This window comes from Paraburkholderia caballeronis, assembly GCF_900104845.1.
In the GTDB taxonomy this organism is placed as follows: Bacteria; Pseudomonadota; Gammaproteobacteria; order Burkholderiales; family Burkholderiaceae; genus Paraburkholderia; species Paraburkholderia caballeronis.
This window is the reverse complement of the sequence record NZ_FNSR01000001.1, coordinates 1,303,767-1,320,139: the sequence shown is the minus strand read 5'-3', so window position 1 is coordinate 1,320,139 and position 16,373 is coordinate 1,303,767. Positions and strand designations below refer to the sequence as shown.

General features: G+C 67.2%; 15 protein-coding genes. 2 read left to right on the top strand and 13 right to left on the bottom strand.

What is annotated here, in order from left to right; translation table 11 throughout:
* Nucleotides 1-1,287: a D-amino acid dehydrogenase gene (locus tag BLV92_RS05865; RefSeq protein WP_090543090.1), complete on the top strand. Its 1,287-nt coding sequence runs from the start codon at nt 1-3 to the stop codon at nt 1,285-1,287.
* A 76-nt stretch (nt 1,288-1,363) separates the two neighbouring features.
* Here BLV92_RS05865 and BLV92_RS05860 read toward each other — a convergent pair whose 3' ends face one another.
* The 8 genes from BLV92_RS05860 to BLV92_RS05820 all read right to left on the bottom strand — a co-directional run bounded on the left by BLV92_RS05860 (nt 1,364) and on the right by BLV92_RS05820 (nt 9,720).
* Nucleotides 1,364-3,151 (bottom strand): acyl-CoA dehydrogenase, encoded by a 1,788-nt coding sequence (locus BLV92_RS05860; RefSeq protein WP_090543089.1) that lies wholly within the window; start codon nt 3,149-3,151, stop codon nt 1,364-1,366.
* Between the two features lie 107 nt (nt 3,152-3,258).
* Nucleotides 3,259-4,194 carry an electron transfer flavoprotein subunit alpha/FixB family protein gene (locus tag BLV92_RS05855; RefSeq protein WP_090543087.1) on the bottom strand — a complete coding sequence of 312 codons (936 nt, stop codon included), beginning with the start codon at nt 4,192-4,194 and terminating at the stop codon, nt 3,259-3,261.
* Between the two features lie 13 nt (nt 4,195-4,207).
* Nucleotides 4,208-4,957, bottom strand: a complete 750-nt coding sequence (locus BLV92_RS05850; protein WP_090543085.1) for an electron transfer flavoprotein subunit beta/FixA family protein — start codon at nt 4,955-4,957, stop codon at nt 4,208-4,210.
* 229 nt (nt 4,958-5,186) lie between these two features.
* Complete coding sequence (locus BLV92_RS05840; RefSeq protein WP_090543081.1) at nt 5,187-5,984, bottom strand: MetQ/NlpA family ABC transporter substrate-binding protein; 798 nt, start codon at nt 5,982-5,984, stop codon at nt 5,187-5,189.
* 57 nt (nt 5,985-6,041) lie between these two features.
* Complete coding sequence (locus tag BLV92_RS05835) at nt 6,042-6,695, bottom strand: methionine ABC transporter permease (RefSeq protein WP_090543079.1); 654 nt, start codon at nt 6,693-6,695, stop codon at nt 6,042-6,044.
* Nucleotides 6,685-7,719, bottom strand: a complete 1,035-nt coding sequence (locus BLV92_RS05830) for a methionine ABC transporter ATP-binding protein (RefSeq protein WP_090543078.1) — start codon at nt 7,717-7,719, stop codon at nt 6,685-6,687. Before BLV92_RS05830 ends, BLV92_RS05835 begins: the two co-directional genes overlap by 11 nt.
* 218 nt (nt 7,720-7,937) lie before the next feature.
* Nucleotides 7,938-8,747, bottom strand: coding sequence for an enoyl-CoA hydratase (locus BLV92_RS05825; RefSeq protein ID WP_090543075.1), 810 nt, complete (start codon nt 8,745-8,747; stop codon nt 7,938-7,940).
* A 46-nt stretch (nt 8,748-8,793) separates the two neighbouring features.
* Nucleotides 8,794-9,720 (bottom strand): histone deacetylase family protein, encoded by a 927-nt coding sequence (locus BLV92_RS05820; protein ID WP_090543073.1) that lies wholly within the window; start codon nt 9,718-9,720, stop codon nt 8,794-8,796.
* 207 nt (nt 9,721-9,927) lie between these two features.
* Between BLV92_RS05820 and mltB the strand changes: the two genes are divergently transcribed.
* A complete protein-coding gene (gene mltB, locus BLV92_RS05815) occupies nt 9,928-11,220 on the top strand; it encodes a lytic murein transglycosylase B (RefSeq protein WP_090543071.1) in 1,293 nt (430 codons plus the stop codon).
* Nucleotides 11,221-11,322: 102 nt separating this feature from the next.
* On the opposite strand, the gene cysM is transcribed toward mltB, so the two are convergent.
* The 5 genes from cysM to BLV92_RS05790 form a co-directional block, all read right to left on the bottom strand.
* Nucleotides 11,323-12,225, bottom strand: coding sequence for a cysteine synthase CysM (gene cysM / locus BLV92_RS05810; RefSeq protein WP_090543069.1), 903 nt, complete (start codon nt 12,223-12,225; stop codon nt 11,323-11,325).
* Between the two features lie 268 nt (nt 12,226-12,493).
* Nucleotides 12,494-12,826: a ComEA family DNA-binding protein gene (locus tag BLV92_RS05805; RefSeq protein WP_090543067.1), complete on the bottom strand. Its 333-nt coding sequence runs from the start codon at nt 12,824-12,826 to the stop codon at nt 12,494-12,496.
* 79 nt (nt 12,827-12,905) lie between these two features.
* Nucleotides 12,906-13,898 carry an ADP-glyceromanno-heptose 6-epimerase gene (rfaD, locus tag BLV92_RS05800; protein WP_090543065.1) on the bottom strand — a complete coding sequence of 331 codons (993 nt, stop codon included), beginning with the start codon at nt 13,896-13,898 and terminating at the stop codon, nt 12,906-12,908.
* Between the two features lie 99 nt (nt 13,899-13,997).
* A complete protein-coding gene (gene rfaE1 / locus BLV92_RS05795) occupies nt 13,998-14,990 on the bottom strand; it encodes a D-glycero-beta-D-manno-heptose-7-phosphate kinase (protein WP_090543063.1) in 993 nt (330 codons plus the stop codon).
* Nucleotides 14,953-16,359: a UDP-glucose dehydrogenase family protein gene (locus BLV92_RS05790; protein ID WP_090543061.1), complete on the bottom strand. Its 1,407-nt coding sequence runs from the start codon at nt 16,357-16,359 to the stop codon at nt 14,953-14,955. Before BLV92_RS05790 ends, rfaE1 begins: the two co-directional genes overlap by 38 nt.
* Nucleotides 16,360-16,373 lie beyond the last annotated feature (14 nt).

Sequence of the window (16,373 nt, the reverse complement as noted above, 5' to 3'; positions counted from 1 at the left end):
ATGCGTATCGTCGTGTTGGGCAGTGGCGTCGTCGGCGTGACCAGCGCCTATTATCTGGCGCGCGCGGGCCACGAAGTCACGGTGGTGGATCGCGAAACCGGACCGGCGCTCGAAACCAGCTTCGCGAACGCGGGCCAGATCTCGCCGGGTTACGCGGCGCCGTGGGCCGCGCCGGGCGTGCCGCTGAAGGCGGTCAAGTGGATGTTCCAGAAGCACGCGCCGCTCGCGATCCGGCTCGACGGCACCACGTTCCAGCTGCAATGGATGTGGCAGATGCTGCGCAACTGCACGACCGAACGCTATGCGGAGAACAAAGGCCGCATGGTCCGGCTCGCCGAATACAGCCGCGACTGCCTGCAGGCGCTGCGCGCGGACACCGGCATCCAGTACGAAGGCCGCACCGGCGGCACGCTGCAGGTGTTCCGCACGCAGCAGCAGTTCGACGGCGCGGCGAAGGACATCGCGGTGCTGAAGGACGCGAACGTGCCGTACGAACTGCTGACCGCGAACGAACTGTCGCGCGCGGAACCGGCGCTCGGCGCGGTGTCGCACAAGCTGACCGGCGGCCTGCGCCTGCCCGGCGACGAAACCGGCGACTGCCAGCTGTTCACGACGCGCCTCGCGGCGCTCGCCGCCGAACTCGGCGTGCAGTTCCGCTACGGCATGTCGATCGACGGCCTCGCGGTCGCCGGCGACCGCGTCGCGGGCGTGCAGTGCGGCGGCGAACTGGTGCGCGCGGACGCGTTCGTCGTCGCGCTCGGCTCGTATTCGACGCAGATGCTGTCCGGCATCGTGAAGATTCCGGTCTATCCGCTGAAGGGTTATTCGATCACCGCGCCGATCGTCGATGCGAACGCCGCGCCGGTGTCGACGGTGCTCGACGAGACGTACAAGATCGCGATCACGCGTTTCGATTCGCGCATCCGCGTCGGCGGGATGGCGGAGATCGTCGGCTTCGACAAGACGCTGCGCGACGCGCGCCGCGAAACGCTCGAAATGTGCGTGCACGACCTGTTCCCCGGCGGCGGCGACACGACCCAGGCGACGTTCTGGACCGGCCTGCGCCCGATGACGCCGGACGGCACGCCGGTCGTCGGCCGCACGCCGCTCGCGAACCTGTTCCTGAACACCGGCCACGGCACGCTCGGCTGGACGATGTCGTGCGGCTCGGGCCAGCTGCTCGCGGATCTGATGTCGGGCAAGAAGCCCGCGATCAAGGCGGACGACTTGTCCGTGTACCGCTACCTCGGCGAAACGGGCGGCGCGCATCAGCCGGCTTACGCGTAAGCGGCCGCGGCGCAGCAGTCAAAGAAAACGGCACCCGCGGGTGCCGTTTTTCATTGCAGCGTATCGCGCAACCGCGTCAGAACTGATCCTCGCTCAACGCCAGCACGCCTTCGCTGCCGTTCGCGCTGACGATCGCCGCTTCGAACGCGACGGCCTGCGGCAGCAGGTGCTCCGCGAAGAACTGCGCGGTCGCGATCTTCGCGCCGTAGAACTTCGGATCGTCGGCCTTCAACCGCTGCGCGGCGAGCAGCGCGCGCGCCATCTGCCAGCCGCCGAGCACGATGCCGGCGAGCTTCAGATACGGCACGCTGCCCGCGAACACCGCGTTCGGATCGCGCTTCGCATTCGCGAGCACGTAATCGACGGCCGAAGCAAACGCGTCGCGACCGCGCGCCAGATGCGTGCGCATCGACGCGAATGCCGCGCCGTCATGCGCGTCGAGCGCGTCGATCGTGTCGCCGATCTCGCCGATCAGCGCCTTCGCGACCGCGCCGCCGTCGCGCAGCGTCTTGCGGCCGATCAGGTCGTTCGCCTGGATCGCGGTCGTGCCTTCGTAGATCGGCAGGATGCGCGCGTCGCGATAGAACTGCGCGGCGCCGGTCTCCTCGATGAAACCCATCCCGCCATGCACCTGCACGCCGAGGCTCGCGACGTCGATCGACAGTTCGGTGCTCCACCCCTTCACGACCGGCACGAAAAACTCGTAACGCGCCTGATGCCGCGCGCGCGTCGCTTCGTCCGGATGCCGGTGCGCGATGTCGCTCTGCGCGGCCGCGACATACGCGAGCGCGCGCGACGCTTCGGTCAGCGCGCGCATCGTCGCCAGCATCCGGCGCACGTCCGGATGATGGATGATCGTCGCCGCTTCCTTCGTGGACCCGTCGACCGGGCGGCTCTGCACGCGCTCCTTCGCATACGCGACCGCCTTCTGATAAGCGCGGTCCGACACCGCGACGCCCTGCATGCCGACCGCGAAACGCGCCGCGTTCATCATGATGAACATGTATTCGAGGCCGCGATTCTCGTCGCCGATCAGGTGGCCGATCGCGCCGCCGTGGTCGCCGAACTGCAGCACCGCGGTCGGGCTCGCCTTGATGCCGAGCTTGTGCTCGATCGACACGCAATGCACGTCGTTGCGTTCGCCGAGCGAGCCGTCGTCGTTCACGACGAACTTCGGCACGACGAAGAGCGAAATGCCCTTCACGCCTTCGGGCGCGCTCGGCGTGCGCGCGAGCACGAGGTGGACGATGTTCTTCGCCATGTCGTGCTCGCCCCACGTGATGAAGATCTTCGTGCCGAACAGCCGGTACGTGCCGTCGCCCTGCGGCTCCGCGCGCGTGCGCACCATCGCGAGATCGGAGCCGGCCTGCGGCTCGGTCAGGTTCATCGTGCCGGTCCACTCGCCCGAGATCAGCTTCGGCACGTAACGCTGCTTCTGCTCTTCGCTGCCGGCGGTCAGCAGCGCCTCGATCGCGCCGTCCGTCAACAGCGGGCACAGCGCGAACGACAGATTCGCCGCATTCAGCATTTCGACACACGGCGTCGCGACGAGCTTCGGCAGACCCTGCCCCTCGTATTCGGGCGGATGCTGAACGCCCTGCCAGCCGCCCTCCGAGAACTGGCGGAACGCATCCGCGAAACCCGGCGTCGCGAACACGCTGCCGTTCTCCCAACGGCTCGGATTGCGATCGCCTTCGACGTTCAGCGGCGCGAGCACCTCGCCGCACAGTTTCGATGCCTCCTCCAGCACCGCCTGCGCGGTTTCCGGCGTCGCGTCCTCGTAGCCGGGCAATGCCGCAACCTCGTCGAGCCCCGCCAGCTCTTTCATCACGAACAGCATGTCGCTGATCGGCGCGTGATACATGTCAGTCTCCTCTACCGCGTGCAATGAATAAAAAAGGGGCGCTCGTGCGCCCCTTGATGTGCCGCCAGACGCTGTCGAATCAGCGTTGCGTCAGTTTATGCCGACGTTCAGCCGAGTTCGTTGACCAGTTCGGGAACGACGGTGAACAGATCGCCAACGAGGCCGTAATCGGCGACGCTGAAGATCGGCGCTTCCGGGTCCTTGTTGATCGCGACGATCACCTTCGAGTCCTTCATCCCCGCGAGATGCTGGATCGCGCCGGAGATCCCGACCGCGACATACAGTTGCGGCGCGACGATCTTGCCGGTCTGGCCGACCTGGTAGTCGTTCGGCACGAAGCCCGCGTCCACCGCCGCGCGCGATGCGCCCAGCGCCGCGCCGAGCTTGTCCGCGAGCGGCTCCAGCACCTTCGTGTAGTTCTCGCCGCTGCCGAGGCCGCGGCCACCCGACACGATGATCTGCGCGCTCGTCAGTTCCGGACGGTCCAGCTTCGTCACCTCGCGGCTCACGAACTGCGACAGGCCGCTGTCCGCCGCGGCGTCGATCTTCTCGACCGCCGCGCTGCCGCCTTCGGCCGCCGCCGGATCGAAGCCGGTCGTGCGCACCGTGATGACCTTGACCGGATCGCTCGACTGAACCGTCGCGATCGCGTTGCCCGCGTAGATCGGACGCTCGAACGTATCGGCGCTGTCCACGGCGGTGATGTCGCTGATCTGCGCGACGTCGAGCTTCGCGGCGATGCGCGGCGCAACGTTCTTGCCCGACGCGGTCGCCGGCGCAAGGATGTGCGTGTAATTCTTCGCGATGGAAAGAACCGTCGCCTCGACGTTTTCCGCCAGGCCCGCTTCGAGTTGCGGCGCGTCCGCGAGCAGCACCTTCGCGACGCCCGCGATCTTCGCGGCCGCGTCCGCCGCGCCCTGCGCGTTGTGGCCCGCGATCAGCACGTGCACGTCGCCGCCGATCTTTTGCGCCGCCGCCACCGTGTTCAGCGTCGCAGCCTTCACCGAAGCATTGTCGTGTTCGGCAATTACCAGAATCGTCATTTCCAATCGCTCCTTACAGCACCTTGGCTTCGGTCTTCAGCTTTTCCACCAGCGTCTTCACGTCCGGCACCTTCACGCCGGCGCTGCGCTTCGGCGGCTCCGCGACCTTCAGCGTCTTCAGGCGCGGGCTCACGTCCACGCCGAGGTCTTCCGGCTTCACGGTTTCGAGCGGCTTCTTCTTCGCCTTCATGATGTTCGGCAGCGTCACGTAGCGCGGCTCGTTCAGGCGCAGGTCGGTCGTGATCACGGCGGGCAGCGTCAGCGACAGCGTTTCCGCGCCGCCGTCCACTTCGCGCGCGACCGTCACCTTGCCGTCCGCCACCGTCACCTTCGACGCGAACGTCGCCTGCGGCAGATTCGCGAGCGCGGCGAGCATCTGGCCGGTCTGGTTCGAGTCGTCGTCGATCGCCTGCTTGCCGAGGATCACGAGCTGCGGCTGCTCCTTGTCGACCAGCGCCTTCAGCAGCTTCGCGACCGCGAGCGGCTGCAGGTCTTCGTTCGACTCGATCAGGATCGCGCGGTCCGCGCCGATCGCGAGCGCGGTGCGCAGCGTTTCCTGCGCCTGCGTCACGCCGGCCGACACGGCGATCACTTCGGTGGCCACGCCCGCTTCCTTCAGGCGGACCGCTTCTTCGACGGCGATCTCGTCGAACGGGTTCATCGACATCTTCACGTTCGCGATGTCGACGCCCGTGCCGTCCGACTTCACCCGGACCTTCACGTTGTAATCGACCACGCGTTTCACTGGCACAAGGATTTTCATGCACATGCTCCGAAGTTACGAATACGTCAACCTGGCGGACATTATAACGACAGCCCCGCGGGACGCATCCCGCACCGGGCAATTTCACCGGCGCCTATCCGCGCAGGCCCTGCACGACGGCAGCGAACGATCGTGCGATTTTATGTCGGAAAAAACCCGGGATTCAACCCCGGGTTCCGACCAATGGTTCTAATCCGACGCTTGCCGGCGACGCTGCGGCCATGCGTCGTCACCAGCCGGCGATCACCGCGCCGCCGTACTTGCCGTCGATGTACTGCTTCACTTCCGGCGAGTGATACGCCGCGACGAGCTTCGCGACCCACGGCTTGTTCCGGTCGGCTTCGCGAATCGCGATGACGTTCACGTACGGCCCGTTCGGGTCTTCGATCGCGATCGCATCCTGCTTCGGCTTCAGCCCGGCTTCCATCGCGAAGTTCGTGTTGATCGCCGCCGCGTCGACGTCGCCGAGCGAGCGCGGAATCTGCGCGGCGTCCAGTTCGACGATCTTCAGCTTGCGCGGATTCTCGACGATGTCGATCGGCGTCGCCTTCAGGCCCGCGTCCGCGCGCAGCTTCAGCAGCCCCTGCTTCTGCAGCAGCAGCAATGCGCGGCCGCCGTTCGTCGGATCGTTCGGCACCGCGATCTTCGCGCCAACCGGCAGTTCGGCCAGCGACTTCACCTTCTTCGAATAGATGCCCATCGGGAACGTGACCGTGTTCGCGATCTTCACCAGCTTGTAGCCGCGGTCCTTCACCTGCGCGTCCAGATACGGCTCGTGCTGGTAGCTGTTCGCGTCGAGGTCGCCGGCCGCAAGTGCCGCGTTCGGCTGCACGTAGTCGGAGAACTCGATGACGCGGATCGTCAGGCCGTTCTTCGCGGCGACGGTCTTCACGACGTCCATCACCTCCGCGTGCGGACCGGACGTCACGCCGACCTTGATGGCGTCGTCCGCGTGCGCGCCCGACGAAGCAAACAAGGCGGCCGCGCCGAACGCGGCGGCCAGCCGGAACATGAAACGACGTTGCATACCCAAACCCCTGTGTGATCTTTTATCGGAGAAACGGCGAAACAGCTAAACGGCAAATCAGCGGTGGCCCAGCCGCCGCACGAGCCAGTCGCCGAACGACTGCACGAGCTGCACGAACACGATCAGGATCACGACGACGGTCAGCATCACTTCCGGCAGGAAGCGCTGATAGCCGTAGCGGATGCCGAGATCGCCGAGGCCGCCGCCGCCGATCGCGCCGGCCATCGCCGAATAGCCGACCAGCGACACGAACGTGATCGTCAGCCCCGCGACGATGCCCGGCAGCGACTCGGGCAGCAGCACCTTGAACACGATCTGCCGCGTGGTCGCGCCCATCGCCTGCGCGGCCTCGATCAGCCCGCGATCGACTTCGCGCAGCGCGGTCTCGACGAGCCGCGCGATGAACGGCGCGGCCGAGATTGTCAGCGGCACGATCGCCGCGGCGGTGCCGATCGACGAGCCGACGACGAGCCGCGTGAACGGAATCACCGCGACGAGCAGGATGATGAACGGCGTCGAGCGCACCGCGTTCACGATCACGCCCATCACGCGGTTCACCGCGAGGTTCTGCAGCACGCCGTTGCGGTCGGTCAGATACAGCAGCACGCCGAGCGGCAGTCCGACCACCGCGCCGACGAGCCCGGAGATGCCGACCATCACGAGCGTCTCCCAGAACGACTGCACGAACATCGAAAACATTTCACTCAACATACGACAGCTCCTCCACCACGACACCCTGCTCGCGCAGCCACGTGATCGCCTGCGCGACCTTCACCGGATCGCCGCCCGCGAGCACCGCGAGCGAGCCGAACGCCTGCCCCTGGATCTCGTCGATCCGGCCGTGCAGGATGTTGAAGTCGAGTTCGAAGCGGCGGATCGTTTCGGACAGCACCGGCTGGTCGACGCCGGTGCCGGAGAACGCGAGCCGCAGCAGATGGCCGCTGCCGGTCTTCAGCCGCTCGGCGACGCGCGCCTTCAGCGCGGGCGGCAGTTCCTGCGCGATCACGTCGCCGAGCAGCGCGCGCGTCACCTCGTGGCGCGGCTGCAGGAACACGTCGATCACGCGCCCCTCTTCGACCACGCGTCCCGCGTCGAGCACCGCGACGCGGTCGCAGACCTGCTTGATGACTTCCATCTGGTGCGTGATGAGCACGACCGTCAGCCCGAGTTCGCGATTGATCTTGCGCAGCAGGTCGAGAATCGCGCGGGTCGTTTCGGGGTCGAGCGCGGAGGTCGCCTCGTCGGACAGCAGCACCTTCGGCTTGCTCGCGAGCGCGCGCGCGATGCCGACGCGCTGCTTCTGGCCGCCGCTGATCTGCGCCGGATAACGGTCCTTCTGCGCGGTGAGGCCGACGAGTTCGAGCAGCGGCAGCACCGTTTCGTCGATCTGCGCGCGCTTCATGCCGGCGAGTTCGAGCGGCAGCGCGACGTTCTCGAATACGGTCCGCGACGACAGCAGGTTGAAGTGCTGAAAGATCATGCCGATCTCGCGGCGCGCCTCGCGCAGTTCGCGCGGCGCGAGCGCGGTGAGCGCGCGGCCGTTGACGACGATGTCGCCTTCGGTCGGCCGCGTCAGCAGGTTCACCGTGCGCACCAGCGTGCTTTTGCCCGCGCCGCTGCGCCCGATGATGCCGAACACCTCGCCCGGCGGGATCGTCAGATTGACGTTGTGCAGCGCCTCGATCCAGCCTCGTGGGCCGGCGAAGCGTTGCGACACATTGCGTAGTTCGATCATGGAAAAAACGAAACGGCGGGTGTGCCGCGCCGGACGCCGCTGCGAACCGGACGCCGGCAGACGGCCGCCGTTGCTGACTGGAAATGACCGCGCATTCTACCGCAGCAGCATAAATTTCCTTTAAGAATCAATTCGGATATTTTCATAACGGCTGCGTATTAGCGGCCGTCGCGCGACGCGGTTTCGTATCAGGATCGCAGCGCGCGAGCGAACCGCGCCTACTTCGCGCCGCGTCGCTCGATGAACGCCTGCACGCCGTCGAGCGCGCAATCCGCGATCATGTTGGACGCCATCGTCTGGCCGGCCAGTTGATACGCGGCCTCGATGCCCATTTCGAGTTGCCGGTAAAAAAGCCCCTTGCCCGCGCGCACCGCGTCGCGCGGCTTCGCGCAGATCGTCGCGGCGAGCGCGGCGACCGCCGCATCGAGTTCGCCTTCCGCGACCACGCGATTCACGAGCCCCTCGCGCAACGCGGTCTGCGCGTCGATGAACTCGCCGGTCATCAGCATCTCGAACGCGGCCTTGCGCGACAGGCTGCGCGTCAGCGGCACCGCGGGCGTCGAGCAGAACAGCCCGAGGTTGATGCCCGACACCGCGAAACGCGCGGCCTCCGACGCGACCGCGAGATCGCACATCGCGACCAGCTGGCAGCCGGCGGCGGTCGCGACGCCGTGCACGCGCGCGATCACCGGCTGCGGCATCCGCTGGATCGTCAGCATCGTCTTCGAGCAGCGCGCGAACAGTTGTGCGTAATAATCGCGCGACGGGTTCGCGCGCATCTCCTTCAGGTCGTGGCCTGCGCAGAACGCGCGGCCCGCCGCGGCGATCACGACCACCCGCGCATCCGCAACGGCGAGCGCGTCGAGCGCCGCCTGAAGCTCGCCGAGCAGCGCGTCGGACAATGCGTTGAACGCGTCGGGCCGGTTCAGCGTGACGCGCGCGGCACCGGCCACGCCATACGCATCGTGATCGACGGTGACGAGTTCGCCCGCATGACCGGCGGGCAGCGAGGACGGAGCGGCGCTCATCGCGAATCTCCTTCGTGGCGCGCCGCGCGGGCGGCGCAACGATGCGTCAGATGCCGGCGAGCGCGCGCAGATGCGCGACGACGCTGCGGCCGAGCGCCGACAGGTTATAACCGCCTTCGAGACAGCTGACGATGCGGCCTTTCGCGTGACGGTCCGCGATCTCGCGAACCTGCGCGGTGATCCACGCGAAGTCGTCCTCGACGAGCCCCATGTTGCCAAGGTCGTCCTCGCGATGGGCGTCGAAGCCCGCCGAGATGAACACCATCTCCGGCTTGAATTCGTGCAGCCGCGGCAGCCAGATCATGTCGATCGCCTCGCGCACTTCCATGCCCTTCGTGCGCGCGGCCATCGGCAGGTTGACCATGTTCGCGGCCTGATGATCGGCGCCGGAGAACGGATAAAACGGATGCTGGAAGAAGCTGCACATCAGCACGCGCGAGTCGCCGGCGAACGCGGCCTCGGTGCCGTTGCCGTGGTGCACGTCGAAGTCGATGATCGCGACGCGCGACAGGCCATGCACTTCGAGCGCATGGCGCGCGGCGATCGCGACGTTGTTGAAGAAGCAGAAGCCCATCGCGCGCGCCGGCTCCGCGTGGTGGCCGGGCGGCCGGACGCTGCAGAACGCGTTCTCGTAGCGGCCCGCGATCACCGCGTCGGTCGCCGCGATCGCCGCGCCGGCCGCGCGCAGCGCCGCCCGCCACGTATGCGGATTCATCGACGTATCGGGATCGATCTCCGCATGGCCTTCGAGCGGCGCGTGCGAGCGGATGAAATCGACGTAGGCCCGCGTATGCACGCGCAGCAGATCGGCTTCGTCGGCGAGCGGCGCGGAGTCGTCGCGCTCGATCAGCGCGTCGATGCGGCTCGCGATCAGTTGATCCTCGATCGCCTGCAGACGCGCCGGGCACTCCGGGTGCCACTCGCCCATTTCATGCAGCAGACAGTCGGGATGGGAATAAAAGCCTGTCGTCATGAGTCGTCTATGCTGCGGCGCCGGGTCGGCCGCAGGTCTCCATCCATCAATGCGCGTCGGATCGCGCGCAACAGTCGTCACGTTACCACAGCGCGGCGGCCCCGATCCTGCGCGATCGACGCCGGTTCGCGCAGGATGCTCGGGTATACTGGCCCGAATCGTTATACACCGCGCTCCATACCGCACTTCCGGACCATCGCCCTGCCCATGACGTTCACGACCGCCTTGTCCGCATCCGGCCGCCTGCGCACCACGACCCTCGCCTTTGCCCTTTGCGCCGCGCTGCCGGGATGGACCGGCGCCGCCTTCGCGCAGCAGCAGACCCGTCCCGCCCAGCGGCCGCTCGTCGTCGCGCAGGCGCAGCCGCAACCGTCGACGTCGCAAGGACAGACGTTCGAAGAGGAAATCGTCCCGCAGCGCTACGCGAACAACGCGAACGTCGATGCGTTCATCGACGGCATGGTCGCGCGCTACGACTTCGATCCGGCCGCGCTGCATGCGCTGTTCGCCGGCGTCAGCTATTCGGCGACCGCGGTGAAGCTCGTCACGCCGTCGCCGCTGCCGACCGCGAAGAACTGGCGCACGTATCAGGCGCGTTTCCTCGACCCGGTGCGCATCAACGCGGGCGTGCGCTTCTGGCGCGCGAACCAGGCGACGCTGCAACGCGCATACGACCAGTACGGCGTGCCGCCCGAGGTGATCGTCGGGATCATCGGCGTCGAGACGATCTACGGGCGCTACATGGGCAACTTCCGCGTGCTCGACGCGCTGACGACGCTCGCGTTCGACTATCCGGACACGCCGAACCGCGCGGACCGGATGGCGACGTTCCGCAAGAATCTCGAAGACTACCTGGTGTGGACGCGCGACGCGCGAATCGATCCTTCGACGGTGCTCGGCTCGTACACCGGCGCGATCGGCATTCCGCAGTTCCTGCCGAGCAGCATCGTCAAGTACGCGGTCGATTACGAAGGCAACAACCAGATCGATCTGCGCACGAGCCAGGCGGATGCGATCGGCAGCGTCGCGAACTATCTGAAGGAGAACGGCTGGGAGAACGGGCGGCCGGTCGTGTGGCGGATCGCGAGCGACGCGGGCAGCATCGGCATCGCGCAGGCCGCGGCCGATGGTCAGCCGGAGCCGCACTGGCCGCTCGAACAGTTGCTGCGCTCGGGGCTCGTGCTCGACGAGCCGGACATCGACATCGCGTCGGAAGCGGGCACGCCGGTCACCGTGATCGACCTGCCGTCGCCGGGGCGGCCGACCGAATACAAGCTGGGGCTGAAGAACTTCTACGTGCTGACGCGCTACAACCGCAGCTTCTTCTACGCGCTCGCCGTCTATCAGCTCGGGCAGCGCGTGAAGGCGCAGATGCTCGCGACCGGCGGCCCCACCCCCGCTGCGGGCGGGCCGGCGATGACGACGCCTGGTGGGGCGAACGGCATTGACGGTGCGAATGGCGTGAACGGTACGGGCAACCCGAACAGCGCGCCGCAGTAAACGCAAAAGCGCCGTTTCGACAACGATGCCGGAACGGCGCGATATGCTTCGTTGAAGCGTCGTTGAAACGACAGGCGGCGCGAACCTCGGCGCCGCGCCCGGTCAGGCCGGAAACACGCCCGTCGACAGATAACGGTCGCCGCGGTCGCAGACGACGAACACGATCGTCGCGTTCTCGACCTGGCGCGCGATGCGCAGCGCGACTTCACATGCGCCGCCCGACGAAATCCCCGCGAAGATCCCTTCGACCGACGCCAGCCGGCGCGCCATCGCTTCCGCGGCGGCCTGGCTCACGTTCTCGACGCGATCGACGCGGCTGCGATCGAAAATTTTCGGCAGATACGCTTCCGGCCACTTGCGGATGCCCGGAATGCGCGAGCCCTCTTCCGGTTGCGCGCCGACGATCTCGATCGCCGGACTCTTCTCCTTCAGATACTGCGACACGCCCATGATCGTGCCGGTCGTGCCCATCGACGACACGAAGTGCGTGATGCGTCCGTCGGTGTCGCGCCAGATTTCGGGGCCGGTCGTTTCGTAGTGCGCGAGCGGATTGTCCGGGTTCGCGAACTGGTCGAGGATGATGCCCTTGCCGTCGCGCTGCATCTGCTCGGCGAGGTCGCGCGCGTATTCCATGCCGCCCTTCACCGGCGTCAGCAGGATCTGCGCGCCGTAGGCGGCCATGCTCTGGCGACGCTCGATGGACAGGTCCTCCGGCATGATGAGCACCATCTTGTAGCCGCGGATCGCGGCGGCCATCGCGAGCGCGATGCCGGTGTTGCCGCTCGTCGCCTCGATCAGCGTATCGCCCGGCTTGATGCGGCCGCGTTCCTCGGCCTTGCGGATCATCGACAACGCCGGACGGTCCTTCACGGAGCCCGCCGGGTTGTTGCCTTCGAGCTTGCCGAGGATCACGTTGTTGCGGCTGCGGATTTCGTCGTCCGGCAGACGGACGAGTTGGACGAGCGGCGTATTGCCGATCGTGTCTTCAATGGTCTGGTATCGCATGGCAGGAGTGCGGTCATGCGCGCTGCGACAGGCGGCGCGCGAATTCATGATGTCCCGATTCTAAACCACGCGGCACGCAACCGCCGTTCGGCCCTGGTCGCGATGGGGACGCGCGGCGCGCGGTCGCGAATACGGCGCGCCGCGGATCATGCGCGGCCAACCACGACCAACGCCACGCAAAAAGCCCGCGGCATAAACAGCCGCGGGTGGACCCGTCGCCGAAGCGACGGCTGAAGGAGACGTTACGCTACGTAAGACGCTGGACGCGTTATTTCTTCACGGTGACGGCCGGCGCGCGCGCCGGCGTCTGCGCGGCGGCCTGCTTCGTCGCCGCGCCGGAGGCCGGGCCGACGCTCAGCCCCTCGGTCTGCAGGCGTTCGATCGTATGGCCGCCGAGGCCCTTCACGCGATGGCCGAGATCGGCCGCGTCCTTGAACGGGCCATGCGCGCCGCGCTCGTCGAGAATCGCCTTCGCGCGCGCCGGCCCGATGCCCTTGATGCCGCGCAGCGCATCCTCGTTCGCGGTGTTCACGTCGACCGCCGCGAACGCGTGGCCGATGGCGGCAACAAGGGCTGCCGCCGCAAGCAGTTTTCTGATCATCCGGAATCTCCCATCGATACCTCCGGCCGGCGACCGTCGCCAGCCAGGAGACCTCAGTGTAGGGAGACGGCAGTGCGAATCACACCTGGCCGGACAGCCAACGAACGTAGCGGTCGACGCCTTCCTGCACCGACAGGAACGGCGCGTCGTAACCCGCCGCGCGCAGCCGCGTCTGGTCGGCCTGCGTGAAGCACTGGTACTTGCCGCGCAACGCGTCCGGGAACGGCACGTATTCGAGCAGCCCGCGCTGCACCTGTTCGTCGAGCGACAGCGGCGCTTCTCCGTCGAGCGCGCGCAGCGTGTTCACGACGGTCGTCGCGATGTCGTTGAATGGTTGCGCGCGTCCGCTGCCGAGATTGAAGATGCCGCTCTTCTCCGGATGGTCGAAGAAGAACAGGTTCACCTTCACGACGTCCTCGACCGACACGAAGTCGCGCGTCTGCTCGCCCGGACCGTAGCCGTTGTATTCGCCGAACAGCTTCACGCGCCCTTCCGCGCGGAACTGGTTGAAGTTGTGGAACGCGACCGACGCCATGCGCCCCTTGTGCGTCTCGCGCGGGCCGTACACGTTGAAGTAGCGAAAGCCCGCGATCTGGCTCGTCGCCGACGGCAGCCGGCGGCGGATCACCTGGTCGAACAGGAACTTCGAATAGCCGTACACGTTCAGCGGCGCTTCCACTTCGCGCTCCTCGACGAAGCGCGTCGAGCCGCCGTAGATCGCCGCCGACGACGCATACAGGAACTGCACGCGCTGCGCGAGACACGCGTCGAGCACCGCCTGGCTATAGCGGAAGTTGTTGTCCATCATGTAGCGGCCGTCGGTCTCCATCGTGTCCGAGCATGCGCCTTCATGAAAGATCGCCCGTACCTTGCCGAAGTCGCCGCGCGCGAACCGCTCGACGAACTCGGTCTTGTCGAGGTAATCGTCGATCTCGCAGTCCACGATATTGCGGAACTTGTCCGCGCGCGTCAGGTTGTCGACCGCGATGATGCGGTTCTCGCCGCGCTCGTTGAGCGCCTTCACGATGTTGCTGCCGATGAAGCCGGCTGCGCCGGTCACGATGAGAGTCATGGTCGTCCTGCGATGTGTGTGGTTCGCTCCGCGGGCGCCGCCGGACCTGCGCACCGCGGTCCCGTTCGACCGACGGCGCGCGGCAGCGGCGCGCGGACGTCAATGAAAGAGTTCGTCGTAATCGACGGTGGCGGTGCCGAGCTTGCCGACCACGATGCCGGCCGCGCAATTCGCGAGCGCGACGCCGTGCGCGAGCGGCAGGCCTGCGCCGAGCGCGACCGCGAGCGTCGCGATCACCGTGTCGCCGGCGCCCGACACATCATACACTTCGCGTGCGACGGCCGGCTCGTGCCGCACGCCGTCGTCGGTGAAGAGCGTCATCCCCTCTTCGGAGCGCGTCAGCAGCAGCGCGTCGAAGCGCAGTTCGTCGCGCAGTTTCGTCACGCGCGCGAGCAGATCGTCGTCCGACTTCCACGTGCCGACCACCTCGCGCAGTTCCGCACGGTTCGGCGTGATGACGGTCGCGCCGCGATAGCGCGCCCAGTCGTCGCCCTTCGGATCGACGAGCACCGCACGGCCAGCCGCGCGCGCCTTCGAGATCATCTGCGTGACGTGCGTGAGGCCGCCCTTCGCGTAGTCGGACATCAGCACGACGCCATACGACGGCAGCAGCGCGTCGAAGCGCGCGAGGCCCGCAAGCAGCACCTCGTGCGCGGGCGTGTTCTCGAAGTCCACGCGCAGCAGTTGCTGCTGCCGCGACAGCACGCGCAGCTTGATCGTCGTCGCGAGCGCCGGGTCGCGCTCCAGATACGCATGCACGCCGCTGTCGCCGAGCAGTTCGACGATGCGCTCGCCCGGCTCGTCGCTGCCGACGACGCACAGCAGGCCCGCATGCGCGCCGAGCGCGGCCGCGTTGCGCGCGACGTTCGCCGCGCCGCCGAGCCGGTCCTCCTGACGCTGCACGTGCACGACCGGCACCGGCGCTTCCGGCGAGATGCGGTTCACGTCGCCGAACCAGTAGCGGTCGAGCATCACGTCGCCGACCACCAGCACGCGCGACGCGGCGAAGCGTTCGCGCGGCACCAGGATCGTGTCGGGCGCGCCCGATCCGTTATCAGACTGTGGGTTTGGCGTCGGCCGGGAACGAGACATGGGGGCGCCCAATCGAGTGATAGTCAATGCCGAGTTCCGCCATCGCGTCCGGCTCGTACAGGTTGCGTCCGTCGAAGATGCGCGGCGCGCGCAGCACGGTCTTCAGATAGGTGAAGTCCGGCGCCTTGAACGCCTTCCATTCGGTGACGATCACGAGCGCGTCCGCGTCCGCGAGCGTTTCCTCCTGGGTCGCGGCGAAATGCACGCGCGCGAGCTGCTCCGGCGCATCCGCGAGATCGAGCGCGAACACGCGGCGCGCCTCCTCGGTCGCGACCGGATCGTACGCGCTGACGGTCGCGCCGCGCCCGATCAGGTCCGCGATCACGCGACGGCTCGGCGCTTCGCGCATGTCGTCGGTGTTCGGCTTGAACGCGAGACCCCACACCGCGAAACGGCGGCCGGTCAGATCGTCGCCGAGCACGTCGACGATCTTCTTCACGAGCACTTCCTTCTGGCCGTGGTTCACGTCCTCGACGGCTTCGAGAATGCGCAGATTCTGCCCGGATTCGGTGGCCGTGCGGATCAGCGCCTGCACGTCCTTCGGGAAACACGAGCCGCCGTAGCCGCAGCCCGCATACAGGAAGTGATAACCGATGCGCGGGTCGGAGCCGATCCCGCGGCGCACCGCCTCGATGTCCGCGCCGACGCGGTCCGCGAGGTTCGCCATCTCGTTCATGAACGAGATCCGCGTCGCGAGCATCGCATTCGCCGCGTACTTCGTGAATTCGGCGGAGCGCACGTCCATGTAGATCGTGCGTTCGTGGTTGCGGTTGAACGGCGCGTACAGGCGCTTCATCTTCTCGCGCGCGAGCGTGCCGTCCGCGTCCTCGTCGAGGCCGATCACGATGCGGTCCGGCCGCATGAAGTCATCGACCGCCGCGCCTTCCTTCAGGAACTCGGGATTCGACACGACCGAGAACCGGTGGCCGGCGTTGCCGCCGAGGCCGCGTTTCGCGAGTTCCTCGTCGACGACCGCGCGCACGCGCTGCGCGGTGCCGACCGGCACCGTCGACTTGTCGACGATCACCTTGAAGCCGTCCATGTGGCGGCCGATGCTGCGCGCCGCTTCGAGCACGTATTGCAGGTCGGCGGAGCCGTCCTCGTCCGGCGGCGTGCCGACCGCGATGAACTGCACTTCGCCGTGCGCGACGCTCGCCGCGACGTCGGTCGAGAACGTGATGCGCCCGGCCGAGCGGTTGCGCGAGATCATTTCGAGCAGACCGGGCTCGTGGATCGGCACGCCGCCGCCGTTCAGGATGTCGATCTTGCGCGGATCGACGTCGAGGCAGAACACGTCGTGGCCGATTTCGGCGAGGCACGCTCCGGTCACGAGTCCGACATAGCCCGTACCGACGATGGTGATTTTCATACGCGCTCCGGTGA